The organism is Snodgrassella sp. B3882 (assembly GCF_026535915.1).
Taxonomy (GTDB): Bacteria; Pseudomonadota; Gammaproteobacteria; order Burkholderiales; family Neisseriaceae; genus Snodgrassella.
The window spans coordinates 1-14,538 of sequence record NZ_JAFNPF010000008.1 but is presented as its reverse complement, the minus strand read 5'-3'; the positions used below and the strand labels follow the sequence as shown (position 1 = coordinate 14,538).

14 protein-coding genes and 3 tRNA genes are annotated in these 14,538 nt (G+C 41.7%); 1 reads left to right on the top strand and 16 read right to left on the bottom strand.

Going from position 1 to position 14,538, the window contains the following annotated elements:
- From J3U68_RS10525 to J3U68_RS10460, 14 genes are all read right to left on the bottom strand, one after another.
- A partial coding sequence (locus J3U68_RS10525) for a GTP-binding protein (RefSeq protein ID WP_002252039.1) occupies positions 1–84 on the bottom strand: 84 nt, incomplete at its 3' end.
- 42 nt (positions 85–126) lie between these two features.
- Positions 127–201, bottom strand: a tRNA-Thr gene (locus tag J3U68_RS10520).
- A gap of 25 nt (positions 202–226) precedes the next feature.
- Positions 227–300: transfer RNA gene (locus J3U68_RS10515), tRNA-Gly, on the bottom strand.
- Between the two features lie 37 nt (positions 301–337).
- Positions 338–421, bottom strand: a tRNA-Tyr gene (locus J3U68_RS10510).
- Positions 422–861: 440 nt separating this feature from the next.
- Positions 862–1,218, bottom strand: coding sequence for a hypothetical protein (locus J3U68_RS10505; protein ID WP_267376830.1), 357 nt, complete (start codon positions 1,216–1,218; stop codon positions 862–864).
- A gap of 664 nt (positions 1,219–1,882) precedes the next feature.
- A complete protein-coding gene (locus J3U68_RS10500) occupies positions 1,883–2,137 on the bottom strand; it encodes a YfhL family 4Fe-4S dicluster ferredoxin (RefSeq protein WP_267376828.1) in 255 nt (84 codons plus the stop codon).
- Between the two features lie 95 nt (positions 2,138–2,232).
- Positions 2,233–2,799 carry a 16S rRNA (guanine(966)-N(2))-methyltransferase RsmD gene (rsmD, locus tag J3U68_RS10495; RefSeq protein ID WP_267376826.1) on the bottom strand — a complete coding sequence of 189 codons (567 nt, stop codon included), beginning with the start codon at positions 2,797–2,799 and terminating at the stop codon, positions 2,233–2,235.
- Between the two features lie 76 nt (positions 2,800–2,875).
- Positions 2,876–5,170, bottom strand: coding sequence for a type I DNA topoisomerase (topA, locus tag J3U68_RS10490; protein ID WP_267376790.1), 2,295 nt, complete (start codon positions 5,168–5,170; stop codon positions 2,876–2,878).
- 135 nt (positions 5,171–5,305) lie between these two features.
- On the bottom strand, positions 5,306–5,764 hold the full coding sequence (locus J3U68_RS10485; RefSeq protein ID WP_267376788.1) for a DUF494 family protein: 459 nt from the start codon (positions 5,762–5,764) through the stop codon (positions 5,306–5,308).
- A gap of 11 nt (positions 5,765–5,775) precedes the next feature.
- Positions 5,776–6,954, bottom strand: coding sequence for a DNA-processing protein DprA (gene dprA, locus J3U68_RS10480; protein WP_267376786.1), 1,179 nt, complete (start codon positions 6,952–6,954; stop codon positions 5,776–5,778).
- Between the two features lie 367 nt (positions 6,955–7,321).
- On the bottom strand, positions 7,322–7,873 hold the full coding sequence (ruvC, locus tag J3U68_RS10475) for a crossover junction endodeoxyribonuclease RuvC (RefSeq protein ID WP_267376784.1): 552 nt from the start codon (positions 7,871–7,873) through the stop codon (positions 7,322–7,324).
- A 100-nt stretch (positions 7,874–7,973) separates the two neighbouring features.
- A complete protein-coding gene (gene murU / locus J3U68_RS10470) occupies positions 7,974–8,672 on the bottom strand; it encodes an N-acetylmuramate alpha-1-phosphate uridylyltransferase MurU (protein WP_267376782.1) in 699 nt (232 codons plus the stop codon).
- Positions 8,673–8,779: 107 nt separating this feature from the next.
- Positions 8,780–9,985 carry a PilT/PilU family type 4a pilus ATPase gene (locus J3U68_RS10465; protein WP_267376780.1) on the bottom strand — a complete coding sequence of 402 codons (1,206 nt, stop codon included), beginning with the start codon at positions 9,983–9,985 and terminating at the stop codon, positions 8,780–8,782.
- 225 nt (positions 9,986–10,210) lie between these two features.
- Positions 10,211–11,248 carry a type IV pilus twitching motility protein PilT gene (locus tag J3U68_RS10460; RefSeq protein WP_267376778.1) on the bottom strand — a complete coding sequence of 346 codons (1,038 nt, stop codon included), beginning with the start codon at positions 11,246–11,248 and terminating at the stop codon, positions 10,211–10,213.
- 133 nt (positions 11,249–11,381) lie between these two features.
- On the opposite strand from J3U68_RS10460, the gene J3U68_RS10455 reads away from it, so the two are divergent.
- On the top strand, positions 11,382–12,125 hold the full coding sequence (locus J3U68_RS10455) for a YggS family pyridoxal phosphate-dependent enzyme (protein WP_267376776.1): 744 nt from the start codon (positions 11,382–11,384) through the stop codon (positions 12,123–12,125).
- Between the two features lie 161 nt (positions 12,126–12,286).
- On the opposite strand, the gene pdxY is transcribed toward J3U68_RS10455, so the two are convergent.
- Together pdxY and J3U68_RS10445 are read right to left on the bottom strand one after the other, a co-directional pair.
- On the bottom strand, positions 12,287–13,153 hold the full coding sequence (gene pdxY / locus J3U68_RS10450) for a pyridoxal kinase PdxY (RefSeq protein ID WP_267376772.1): 867 nt from the start codon (positions 13,151–13,153) through the stop codon (positions 12,287–12,289).
- 238 nt (positions 13,154–13,391) lie between these two features.
- On the bottom strand, positions 13,392–14,276 hold the full coding sequence (locus J3U68_RS10445) for an endonuclease/exonuclease/phosphatase family protein (RefSeq protein WP_267376769.1): 885 nt from the start codon (positions 14,274–14,276) through the stop codon (positions 13,392–13,394).
- Between the last annotated feature and the right edge of the window lie 262 nt (positions 14,277–14,538).

Genomic DNA, 14,538 nt, shown 5'->3' with positions numbered 1-14,538 from the left:
CAATGTGGTTTTACCATGGTCAACGTGACCGATGGTGCCAACGTTTACGTGCGGTTTGCTCCGCTCGAATTTTTCTTTAGCCATGGCTACTTCCTATCTAAAGACTATTTAGGTTTATCAACTGAATGGTGCCCATGGACAGAATTGAACTGTCGGCCTCTCCCTTACCAAGGGAGTGCTCTACCCCTGAGCTACATGGGCGAATTGGGCTATTTATACTACAATTTGGAGCGGGTGAAGGGAATCGAACCCTCACCGTAAGCTTGGAAGGCTTCTGCTCTACCATTGAGCTACACCCGCAACTTACTTAAAAAGTAATCCAAGTAAGACTGGAATTTGGTGGAGGGAGAAGGATTCGAACCTTCGAAGCTTTCGCAACAGATTTACAGTCTGCCCCCTTTGGCCGCTCGGGAATCCCTCCAAAAGAGAACGGCATGATAATGTTCATTTGCTCAATCGTCAAGTTAATTTGACCTTTTTTTTAAATAAAAGGCTACTTTTTTCCTACAATTGTGCATCATCATTATATAGCACTATGATAAATAAGCAATATTTAATTTATTTATTTTCACCGATGCTGTTATCAATTCCTGGTAAATTAACTGCATCATTTTGTAGGATTCTGATCATTGGTTATGTGGCTTTTCCGTAACACAGTCAGCATAGGGACAATCAATCTATGCAAGCAAAGATACTCGCTTGCAAGTCAATGTTAGGTTGATAAAGACGCAACCAGTGAAATAATGAGCGCTATTATATTTATGCAGGCGCTTTCTTCTTTACGACAAACTTAAGTTATTGGATTTATTGCATCAAGACTCTTGAAACAATAAAATCCGTTAAAAGCGGGATTTAAAAAAATTATTCCAAAGTATCAGATGCAGTTCTCATATCTCTATAATAATCTTCCCATTTTTTACTATCTGAATAATATATTTTAGAGTGATCAATTGACATGATGAAAGAAATTCTATAATTGATACCATCCCTATCGATATTATAGTCGAGAACATTTGCTCCCTCTTTCTCCTTCATGCCTATTTCTTCTAGCGATTGTGGCAATCTATTATTCTTGTTCTTAAAATTTTCTATCTTTTTGACTATTACATTGCCTTCATCTATCAATTTATTTTCTCGATATACACGTAAATGGAAATACCAAAAACAAAATAGTAATAAAACGATACCTAAAGTCATTAATGCTTTTCTTTTCATCATTATTCTGGCTTCTCTTTTGGATATACGGGTACCGTTTTGGTGATGGTGAAGTTCTTAAGCTTGATGAAAGCATTTGGTTTTCAACAAAATTCAGCTACATTATTGTTGTCTTTATCATTAATTTTAATCTTGTCGCATAACTATCTAATGTGCTTAAGTAGGTTTAGCATGTTGTAGTCATAATAAAAGTGAAAATTGGGTGATGATGATCAAACCATTTAATTAACATTATGGCGCGATATGAATGCAAACAATATAGTTATATTTGGACAATGATGGGTTTGAAAAAAGTTAAGTGGTTAAAATTTATACCTTGGGTAGTCCCGCATTAAAAACCCACTCAAATTTTCTTTCTAGTATGTTGCATTCTAAGGGTACGCAATGAGAATGAAGGGACAAACCCCACTCCCAAAAGATATGTGTTTGGCAAAAGCCGATTTAACCAGAGCAAAATAAGAATAAAAAGGTAAATAATTTACCTTTTGCGTGAACCAATTCGAGGATATTTTGCAGAAATCATATCAGGTAGTCTGGTTGCCAATAGAAGATCACTATAACTTATGGGGAGTGAATGTCAATTCGGGTGTTCCGCTGCTGAAGAAACCAACAGGTAGGGATCAATTGGTCAGCAATACTCGTTTCAGCTATGACTATTTTTAATAAATTATGCTTTTTCTGCGATTAAACGTTCGTACTTAGCCTGCAACTCTTCTGCGCTTTCCGGATGACTTTCATCAATAATGATGCAGTCAACTGGACAAACTTGCTGACATTGTGGCTCATCGTAATGACCAACACATTGTGTGCAACGTTCAGGGGTGATTTCGTATATTTCATCCCCTTGGTAGATTGCATCGTTGGGACATTCCGGTTCACACACATCGCAGTTAATGCACTCATCTGTTATCAAGAGTGACATTGGTTTTCCTTTATCGTTAAATTTGAACTCAAAATCCGTGGTCGCGGATTATAGCACTATTTTATTTTCACCAACTCATGCTAATGCAATTTTGCTTAATATAGGTGATCATAACTCAATAATGCAAAACGGCTTTTACCTGATTTCCCCTCTTTGAGTATTTGCCATCCGGACGGCAACGCTGGTAACGCGTTACTTTCCAAATAAACACGTGCCTGCGGTTGTATATACGCAGTTAATAGGGTTAATAATTGGTCCCAATGTAGCCAACCGAAAGGAGGATCAAGAAAAACCACGTCAAACAGTTGATCACAGCTGTGCAAAAAATTGAATGCATCGGTGCAGTGGATTTTACTCTGGCTTAGTTGTAGATGTGTCTGGTTGGTTTTAAGGACGCTTGCTACTTGTTTATTCATTTCAACCATGACAACCTGCTGAGCATGTCTGGATGCAGCCTCAAACCCCATCGCACCACTGCCGGCGAATAAATCTAACACTGTTTTTCCAGTGAGGTCTTGTCCTAGCCAGTTAAACAGTCGTTCACGTACGCTATCGGCGGTGGGACGTAAGCCCGTGGCTGATGGAAAGGAAATTTTTCTTCCACGGTGTATTCCGCCAATAATGCGTACCTGATTGTTATGTTGTTGATGGGTTTTGCTCATGCTCAATCACTTTAACAAAATAGACTTTCAGACATCCCGAAAGTCTATATGCACTTGTTGCTTCTGATTTACAGATCTATTCTTTGGGTGCCGGTGGTTCAATCTGTTCGCTATAACCACATTCTTTTTGCGGACAAACTTTTTCGGTACCGCGACGTTTCGTGGTTTTAATGGTCATTAATGGCCAGTGACACTGCGGACACGGTTCATTCACAGGCGGGTTCCACACGGCATAATCACAATCTGGATAGGTATTACAGCTATAAAATAGCTTGCCATAACGACTTTTACGTTCGATCAGATGACCTTTATGGCATTTAGGACATTCAATACCGGTGTCTTTAGGCTTTTCCAAAGGTTCGATATATTTACATTTGGGATAGTTAGCACAACCAATAAATTTGCCATAACGGCCACGTTTATACACCAGTTGTCCTTCGCATTTAGGACAAGTGCGCCCTTCAACGATGGTAGGCTCTTCGGCGGCTTTGGCGGCCTCTTCTGCTGTTTCATTAACGTTGCGTGTATAGTCGCAATCGGGATAACCACTACAAGCGATAAAGCGACCACGTTTACCAAATTTTATCTGAAGTTGATGCGCTCCACACTTAGGACAGATTTCATCCAAATTTTCAGCAGTCAGTTCTGCCCGTGGAATATCTTCTTTCGCTTTGATTTCTTTATCAAAACCCTTCCAGAATTGGTGCATCACTGGCTTCCATTCGCGCTTACCACCCGCGATATCATCCAGTTGGTTTTCTAACTTAGCGGTAAAGTTGTAATCCACATATTGACCGAAGTGTTCGGTAAGAAATTTGTTGACCACTTCACCGGTATCGGTGGGCATAAATCGTTTCTGCTCCAGCGTAACGTATTCTCTCTCTTTGAGGGTAGAAATGATACTAGCATAGGTGGACGGTCTACCGATACCGTATTCTTCTAATGCCTTAACCAGACTTGCTTCAGAATAACGGGGTGGTGGCTGGGTAAAATGCTGTTCTCCGGAAATATTATCTACCGGCAATTGTTCACCTTCTGATAATTCAGGTAATTTTTTAGCATCTTCATCGTCTTCGCTATCATCTACACCTTCTTCGTAAACACTCAAAAAGCCAGCAAAGGTTTGCACCTGTCCAGTTACGCGGAATACCCCTTTTCCGACCACGATATCAACGGTGGTGGTATCGAACCGTGCTGGAGCCATTTGGCTGGCGATAGCACGCTGCCAAATCATTTGGTACAGACGAAACTGATCAGCACTGAGGAAGGGTTTGACCTCTTCTGGTGTGCGATAAATTGAGGTTGGACGAATGGCTTCATGCGCTTCCTGTGCGTTTTTGGATTTGGTTTTGTAAACTTTAGGCGCAGAAGGCAGATAATCGCTGCCAATTTTATTTTCGATGTAATGACGCATTTCAGTGACAGCATCATCTGACAAGCTAACAGAGTCAGTACGCATATAGGTAATCAAACCAACAGCACCTTGTCCCACATCCACACCTTCATATAGTTGCTGTGCAGTACGCATGGTCCGGTCGGTAGTCATGCTTAATTTACGTACAGCTTCCTGTTGCATGGTTGAGGTGGTAAAAGGGGCAGCTGGGTTGCGGCTGCGTTTTTTCTTTTCCACTTTAGAAACATGTGCCGGCTGATCAAGCAACTCTGTCACAATTTCTTCCTGACGCGCTTGATCTGGTATATCAAATTGCTCCAGCTTTTGTCCTTGCCAATGGGTTAGCTTGGCTTTAAATTTGGTACGGTTTTTATGACTATCCAGATGAATAGTCCAATATTCCTGAGTGGTGAAATCGCGGATTTCCTGCTCGCGTTCACAAATCATACGCAAAGCTGGGCTTTGAACGCGACCGGCAGATAAACCGCGACGTATTTTTTTCCACAGCAAGGGAGAAAGATTAAACCCCACGAGATAATCCAGTGCGCGCCGCGCCTGTTGCGCATCAACCAGTGTCTGAGATAGCTCGCGCGGATGAGCAACCGCATCCAAAACGGCTTTTTTAGTCACTTCATGAAATACAACGCGCTTTGGATGCAGATTTTTTAAACCACGCTTACTCTTAAGTATTTCCTGTAAATGCCAAGAAATGGCTTCGCCTTCTCTATCCGGGTCAGTAGCCAGATAAAGAGCATCCGCTTCTTTTGCTGCTGCAACAATCGCATCAAGATGTTTGGCATTGCGACTGACTAGCTGATACTTCATAGCAAAGTCGTTTTCTGGATCGACAGCCCCGCTTTTGGGAACCAGATCGCGGATATGACCATAGGAAGCCAAAATTTCAAAATCGCTACCAAGATATTTCTTCAGCGTTTTGGCTTTGGATGGAGATTCAACAATCAACAGGTTTTTTGCCATTCGTTCAGGCTCACATTCGTTATTAATTATTGGTGATAAATGTTGGGTTTGTGTTGTCTGATCAAATCAGACTTTTAAGTAAAAAGCTTTCAGACGGTCTGAAAGCTTCGGCAAGATGATAAGCTACGCCATGATTCATTGCATAACTGCTTCGCCGTTAAGCGCTGCCATCAATTCGTCGCCTATTAATACCGGCAACTCCGATCGATGCGCCCACAATACCAACAATGTCAATACTTTTGCATGATCAACAGTAATATCATCATAAGGTAAATTCATCAGTGCATTTAGCACAAATTCCCGCTGCTCAGGATTTAAAGCACCATTTTGCTCCAAAAAGTGCATTAAAGCGCGCACTGGCAGCGGCAATAAATCCAGTTCTTCAGCATTATAAATTCGTGTTCCAGTACTGGCACGTAATGCTTCTGCGGGAATCAAGGGTTCAAAACGCAATCCGTCTAGACATGATAGGGCATCACCGATTTCTTCATCATCGAAACCAACTTCTTCAAGCAACACTCCCAGGTCATGTCTGGGCGGAAATGCATCAACATCTTGAAAGTGCTCAATTAAAAAGGCAATTACATCAATCATTTGCTTTCCTTTCAAGATTTAATTCGTTGATAACAACCGCCAGGCAAGGCGGTAATCCAGCCAGCAAGTTCCAGCGTAATAAGATTAGCATACACATCTGCGGCAGGGATGCCAAGTGCTGTCACCAGTGTATCTGGATGCATTACACCATAACCCAACCCTGTTAATACAATCTGTTCCGTTTTATTCAAAACTTTACTTGCATCCTCGGTTTCTGTTAATGTTTCTTCACCATGGTAATGTAAGTTTTTATCGCTATTGTGGAATTTTTCCACTGTTGGCTGCTGGTTATATGCTTGCATTTGATTTTTTTGCAAGAGCAAGGTGCACTCTTGTTCAATATCGGTGAAATTTTCTACTAGTTTGGCACCTTGTTTAATGAGCAGATGACAACCTTTACTCAAGGGGTTGTCAATGGATCCGGGTATTGCCATCACTTCGCGTCCCATCTCACCGGCCAAACGTGCGGTGATAAGCGAACCTGATTCGACAGCTGCTTCAACCACTAATGTTCCTTGGCTTAAGGCGGCAATTAGGCGGTTACGCCGTGGGAAATTTCCTGCTAATGGTCGAGTGCCCAAAGGAAATTCGGAAATTAAACAACCATGATGGCTAATTTGTTGCGCTAATTCTTTATTACGCGCCGGATAAACCCGATCAATACCGGTACCCCATACAGCAATGGTAGAGCCAGATCCTTTGAGTGCGCCTTGATGCGCAGCTGTATCTATGCCATCTGCCATACCTGATACGATCACCACTCCTTTTTGTGCCAAGTCTGTAGCAAATTCGCTGGCAATCCTTAACGCCTGTGGCGTGGCGTGGCGACTACCGACTATGGCTAATGCTGGTTGCTGCAAACATTGAGTATTACCACGAATAAAAAGTAGTGGCGGCGGTGTCAACCCTTCAGTGAGCATACCAGGGAAATCTTCATCAGCCAGTAGTAATAACTTGGCATCATCGTGAGATTGCTCCCACTGTAATGCTGCCTCAGTAGCCTTTTTGGCGATGTCCTGTCGCCAGTATGGTTGTACTTGAGCACGAACCAGCGGTTTTATTTCGTTAAAAGGAGTCTCTAGGACATTTTGCGCCGAACCAAAATGTTTTATTAAGCGAAGAAATGTTTCTGCCCCAATATATGGTGTTAAAGCCAGTTCAATCCAAGCTGAACGCTCTAGCTCGTTCATTTACTTTTTCTTTACGTTATATCTTTACATAATTATGGCAAAAGTAAATATTTTGAACAATGAAATATTTATTTCATCTCTGCCATCAGTGCTGAAATACTTATTATTATTGATGCTATCATTTTATTTTTGTTGGTTAATTTGATAGATTTAGTGAATGCAAGAAATAAAGATTATTTTTTCATCTAGGTAAAATGTCGATCAATTCAAACGATCGACTATTGAACCCACTTACTCATCCAGCTAAAAGCTGATCAATAGGGGTTGGTATTTCACCAGATACAAAAACGAAACAAATTTAATGATTTATCGCATTCATTTTTATAACAAAATATGGTTATCTATTTTATATACTCTGCAATTTTCATCACCGGAATCGACCTGATTTAATGGTTAGCCCTTGTTGTATTCTGGAAGCTAAGCTGCAGTTACGTAATGCATGGGTTAAAGCAACAGCCAATGCATCTGCAGCATCTGCTTGTGGAGTACCAGATAATGACAACATTTGCACCACCATATGTTGTACTTGTTCTTTAGCCGCTTTTCCTCTACCCACCACCGCTTGTTTCACTTGTAAGGCAGTGTATTCATATACTGGTAATTCGCCCAGTGTCAGCGCAGCTAAAGCCGCTCCACGAGCCTGACCGAGCACGAGCGTTGCTGCCGGATTAACATTGACAAATACTTGCTCAACAGCTGTTTGCGTTGGTTGATAGGTAGTAATCACTTCTTGTAGGTTACGCACGATAATACGAATCCGCTCGGCCAGAGGCGCTCCTGGGGTGGTTTTGATACAACCAGAGGCGACATAGAAGTGTTGATTGCCGATGACATCAATCACGCCAAACCCGGTGATGCGGCTACCGGGATCGACCCCTAATATGCGGATTTTCTGGCATGAATGTTGCTGTACTGACATGTTATGTGACTATGAAAAAAACAAGATTTAATATTATGCTGATCAAAAGCAGTAAAAGTATTTTTAGTATAAAGTAAAGTTCGGATGATGTAGAGGGTGTTTACAGCAAATGTTGTTCTATGATTTGATTCGCCTGCTCTAAACGTTCTATTGTGCCGACATCAAGCCATAGTCCTTGATGATGCTCACCTCTTACCTGTCCAGATGCGATCGCAGTTCGTAATAAAGGGGCTAATTTCGCTCGAGTGTGTGGAGCAATTTGGTTAAATAAAGCTGGTTGATACACGCCTACGCCACTGAATGTGAAAGACTGTACAGGCTGTGATTCGGTAACTTTACCGGCGGGAGTCAAGCCGAAGTCCCCTTGCGGATGATGCGCAGGATTATCCACTAACCATAGATATGCTTGATCTTGGCTTTGCTGCATGGTCTGCGCAATGGCAAATGCTTTGCTGAAATCGATATCTGTCAATACATCACCATTGACAACTAAAAAGGGCTTGTCACCCAATAATGGTAGTGCTGTTGCGATACCACCGGCAGTTTCCAAACCACCTGAATTTTCAGCAGAATAAGCTATATTCACTCCATAATCTTGACCATTACCCAGTTTTGCCTCAATCATATGCCCTAGCCAAGCATGATTAATGACGACGTCCCGAAAACCTGCCAAGTATAAGCGTTTAAGATGATGACCGATTAAAGGCAAGTTACCGACGGTGAGTAAAGGTTTCGGGCAAGTATCGGTGAGTGGCCGCATTCGTTCACCACGACCGGCAGCAAGGATCATGACTTTCATGGATCGATTTTCTTCAATGAGTTTAGAAATCTGTTTAGGGTAAAGGCAATGTAAAAGGCAAAGCTGAAGCTTTGCCTTGGTCATTATAACGCGATCAATTGAGTGGTTTAAACCAATGTTAGATCTGGACCACTGTTGAACACGCTAACACCTCTTTGTCCATCTTCATATAATTTGATACGCAGGCGTAAATCGTTGGGTGAATCTGACTGTCGCAATGCTTCTTCATAATCGATGACGTCATCAACATACAACTGGAACAAGCACTGATCAAATGTTTGCATCCCTTCATTGCCACATTTGGCCATCATATCCTTGATTTCCATCAACTCGCCTTTGTAGATAAAATCCTGAATAGTGGTGGTATTAATCAAGAGATCAATGGCGGCCCGTCGTCCTTTACCATCTTTTTTGACAGCCAAACGTTGACCTATGATACACACTAAGTTTAAGGCCAAATCCATCAGTACTTGTTTATGCTGCTCTTCCGGATAGAAGTTTAGAATACGTTCAATCGCTTGATCAGCACTACTTGCATGCAAGGTAAAGAAACATAAGTGACCAGTTTGTGCCAATTTTAAAGCATATTCCATGCTTTCATCACTACGCACCTCACCGACGCAGACTACATCTGGCGCCTCACGTAAGGCACTTTGCATGGCATTATCCCAACTCAATGTATCCACACCGACTTCACGATGGGTAATGATGCTTTTTTTCGGCTTATGCACAAATTCGATCGGGTCTTCAATGGTCAGAATATGACCTGCAGAATTAGCATTGCGATAATCCAACATCGCTGCCATGGTAGTTGATTTACCGCTTCCTGTGGGACCGGCCAAAATAATTAATCCACGCTTTTTCATCACCAATTCATTTAGCACTGGTGGTAGTAACATATTCTCAATGGTGGGAATTTCGGTGGTAATTTGACGCAACACCATTCCTACTCTGCCCTGTTCGTGGTACGCATTGACACGAAAACGTGATCCATTTCTGGCGACGATGGAATAGTTTAATTCCAGTTCTGTTTTGAATTTTTGCCATTGAGACTTTGACATGGTGGTCATGACTATTTTGGCGGTATCTTCAGCGGTGAGTGGCTTGGTTAGCGCAGGCATGGTTTTACCATCAATTTTCCACGCTGGCGGAAACCCAGGGCTGATAAAGATATCTGCCGCTTTTAAGCGCACTGCTTCTTCAGCCATTTTTTCTAACACAGGGTGTAGAAATAAATTGTCTTTCCCTGCTGCGGTGGTTTCTTTATTGCTTACGTCATTTCTTGGCGTTACAGTATTTGGTGATTCAGTCATGATCAACTTTAATTTAATATTATATTAGGATATGGGTAATCACTCACAGGAACTTCGGCATGGAGTATATGTTTGTTTGAGCTTTTTAAATCTGTTGTAAAGAGCCGACCCTCTTTATCCCTTAGCACTCTTTGCCAATCAGTCTTTTTAGCTATTAACCCACTATATAAACTGATCAGGCAAACGAGAATTTGAATTTGGCAGCGAATAAATGGAAAAAAACGATTATATTTGATCGGGATGAACTGCTTTAGCACGAGCTTCATCTAAGCTGATGCGTCCTTCACGAACCAATTGTTTCAGGCTTTGATCCAAAGTTTGCATGCCGTATTTTTGCCCAGTTTGTAACGTGGAATTCATTTGGGCAATTTTGTTTTCGCGAATCAAATTACGAATCGCTGGGGTACTAAGCATGATTTCATGAGCAGCAACACGACCTCGACCATCTTTGGTTTTGAGTAATGTCTGCGAAATCACTGCTTGCAGACTTTCCGATAGCATAGATCGTACCATTTCCTTTTCACCAGCCGGAAACACATCGACAATACGGTCAACCGTACGAGCAGCGCCGGTAGTATGTAAGGTACCCAATACCAAGTGACCTGTTTCTGCTGCTGTCAATGCCAGACCAATGGTTTCAGGGTCACGCATTTCCCCTACCAGAATCACATCCGGGTCTTCACGCAGCGCTGAGCGTAACGCATTGGAAAAGCTATGGGTGTGAGCATGTAATTCACGTTGGTTAACTAAACATTTTTTACTTGTGTGAATAAACTCAACCGGATCTTCAATGGTTAGAATATGACCGGCGTGATAAGTATTGATATAGTCAATGATGGCAGCCAGAGTCGTGGATTTACCCGAGCCGGTAGGTCCGGTCACCAAGACTAAACCGCGAGGAAAGTTAGCAATTTTTTGAAAAACGGCTGGCGCTTGCAGTTCTTCAAGAGTTAAAACCTGATTGGGAATAGTACGCAGCACCGCAGCTGGACCGCGTTCGGTATTAAAAGCATTGACACGAAAGCGCGAAACGTTGGGCAATTCAAATGAAAAGTCAGCTTCCAGATTTTGTTGGTAATCTTTACGCTGATGATCATTCATGATGGAAGAAATCATTTTGCCCACTTCTTCAGGGGTCTGATCAGGCAGATTGATACGGCGGACATCACCATTTACCCGTATCATCGGTGGCAGACCAGCACTCAAATGTAAGTCAGATGCTTTATTTTTTACGCCGAAAGTCAGCAAATCGGTTAGTTGCATACAAGCTCCGTTAGGTTGCCTAATTAGGTAGGCGACGAATAATTTGTCTTATTTTAAACAAATTAGCTTATCTTTAAAATGAAAATATTTGTGCGGTTTGTGCAATTTTTGATATATGCCAATAAAATCAGTGATGGATATTAACGAAAACTCTTTATTTATGCAAAAACACCATAACTTAGTCGAACAATGGCAGCAGGTTTTACAACAGATAGAGCAAACCCGTCAGCAAACTGGTGCCACACAGCCCGTGCAATTGATAGCGGTTAGCAAAACTTTTCCCGCATCAGATATTGCTACGCTCTATCATGCCGGACAACGCGATTTTGGCGAAAACTATATTCAGGAATTTAGCGACAAAACCAACCAACTCAGTGAACTGTCAGTTATCTGGCATATGATTGGACATATTCAGTCAAATAAAAGCCGCATTGTTGCGGAAAGAGCGCACTGGGTACATACCATTGATCGAGAAAAAATTGCTCGGCGATTACACGAGCAAAGACCAGCTCATTTGCCCCCGCTTAATGTTTGCATCGAAATCAATATCGCCGCTGAGGATAATAAACATGGTATTGCCGCAGATACCGATACGATGCTGGATCTGGCTATGACAATCAGCCAACTGACCAGACTAAGATTACGTGGTCTGATGTGTGTCGCCAAAGCCAATAGTAGTGTGGCGGAACTCAAAGAACAATTTAGACACATGCAGTCATTGCTGCAACAATTGAATAAGGCTGGATTCAGCGCAGATGTGCTGTCAATGGGGATGAGCAGCGATATGGATACGGCGATTGCCTGTGGCGCTACCCACGTGCGTATTGGTAGTGCTATTTTTGGTCATCGTTCGTATCATGAAAATCAGCAAATGTGATCACAACCGATATGGAAATAAGTCAGTTTTTTTACCAATTCATAAACTGCTTGGACAATACATCAGATATGGGTGACCATAGCAAAAACCTGCTGACCATTTTAGGTGAGCAGCAGGTTTGCAGTTAATTAATCACACCCATTATGCACAAATTGAGATCATCAACCGATTTTTTCAGCCTTGAACCACTGTTTAGGCAGAACCATTTCATCTTGAGCAGCCACAATTTGTAATTCGTACTGATGACGCTTTAAAGTCTCCAGCATGACAGCATAAACTGCTGATGTCGTATGTTCGAAGGTTTCCACTAGCGATTTACCTAATAAATAATTAGCCAGAAAAATACCGCTGGTCATGTCACCCACCCCGACAGGTTGGCGTTCACCAAAATCGACTAAAGGTCGATGGATATGCCATGCTTCATTGTTGGTGACCAAAAGCATTTCAAATCGATCCGTTTGATATCCTGCACGACTCAGGTGTTTAACTAACACTACTTTCGGCCCTTTTTGGCACAGACGACGGCAGGCAGCAACGGCCTCTTCTACATTATGTATGCGTTGCTGACCATTTAATTCTTCCAGTTCAAACAAATTTGGCGCGATCATATCACTGACAGCCAAGGCGGTATTGCATAGAAACTCGGCCACGCCATCAGCCACAATACACCCTTTTTCTGGATGCCCCATAACTGGATCACAGAAATATAGTGCTGCTGGATTCACCTGCTTAACTTTGCGGACTATGTCAACGATCGCATGACCTTGTTCGGCTGAGCCCATATAACCGCTCAATACCGCATCACAATTTTTTAACTCACCAATTTGATCTATTCCCTCTACAATATCGATTAAATGAGATGGTGCCATCACCATACCTTGCCATTGGCGATATTGTGTGTGATTAGAAAACTGCACCGTATTTAATGGCCATACATCGACACCCAAACGGCGTATAGGAAATACAGTCGCACTATTGCCCGCATGACCAAAAACCACATGAGACTGAATTGAAAGTATATTTTTCATGATATTGCCAATTTCAACCCGGTAAAAATAAGATAATAGGCGGCGAAAAACAAAAAATGACTTAGCCTACCTGTAAGATAAAATTGATTATACGCAGATTATATTGGCAAAGATCAATCATTACTTATCTCAACAACTCAAACCATAATCTTGCTATTGAATCCAGTTTCTACACCATTACAGACAAAATTTACCGCTACGGTGCATTTCATTCACACGCTGCAGAATTGCAGATCTATTAAGGTAAATAACTAATCCAAATAGCTCTATGATCAGAACCTTGCCACGAATAACTGCCCACTGCCACTATTTTATTGGTTTGTCGCACTAAAGCATGGTCGATCGATAATAATCCTGGCAGCCAAGTCGGACGTGCGCGTGGACTAGTTAAATGTACATCAGCAGCCTGTATAAACTCCTGAAAAACCGGAGAAAACGCACTGATATTCATGTCACCTAACACAACAACATTGTTTTTTTCCTGCCTGATTGATGCAGCTAAAGCTTGTAATTGTTTATTGCGCTTATGTAACAAATCAGTCGTTAGCGGTGGTGGTGGGTGGAGACCATAAATAATCAAACCATTTTGTAATTCGGCGCGGATATATGGGTACTTCCGGTTGTCTGGTGTGTACAGAACTTCACAACTTTTTAAAGGTAAGCGTGAGTACAGTGCTATACCAAATGGAGAATCTTTATAATGTGCACAATTCTGAGTGGTGGTAGCCAGAGGTTGAAGCATTCTACCCCACACAGTGGAAGCCTCGGTCAGAAAAATAACATCATGCTTGCTGTTATAAATCCAGCTACTTTCCCTTGCTATATCCTTATTTTTATACAATACGTTATAACTTAAGATACGAACAGGTGCAGCTGTTAATGCATCACCGGCATAACTTGGCAGCCATGGGGTAAAACAGAAATAACAACCACATATACTTACGCTAGCAAAAATGCAGCGTTGTATTTTATTTTGCTTAATAAAACATAATCCTAATAACACCAAAGTGTAAAACGGAGTGAAATGGGATAACTGCTCAAAGATCCAGAATCCTGAACTCAACTGTCCTAGCAACATCGCAGTCAGTGACAACCAACCCAGACTTAATAAGTACTTTTTCATAATATTTGTCAATGCAGAATAAAGATCCTGTGCAATTAATAGAAATTGCTCTTTTTAAACTTGATAAATAATTTACGCTTCTTTTTGGCTTAGATAGATGATTAGCAGGTTGATTATATAATGGATGCATAAATTCTTCGTGGTTTTCGATCAATCAAGGATAAATATCTTTTGCGCATAAACCAAAAGCCAACTTGTAAGTTGGCTTTTGTGCAACATTAAACTGTTTTCTCATCCAGATTCAGATAACGGCACATTTACT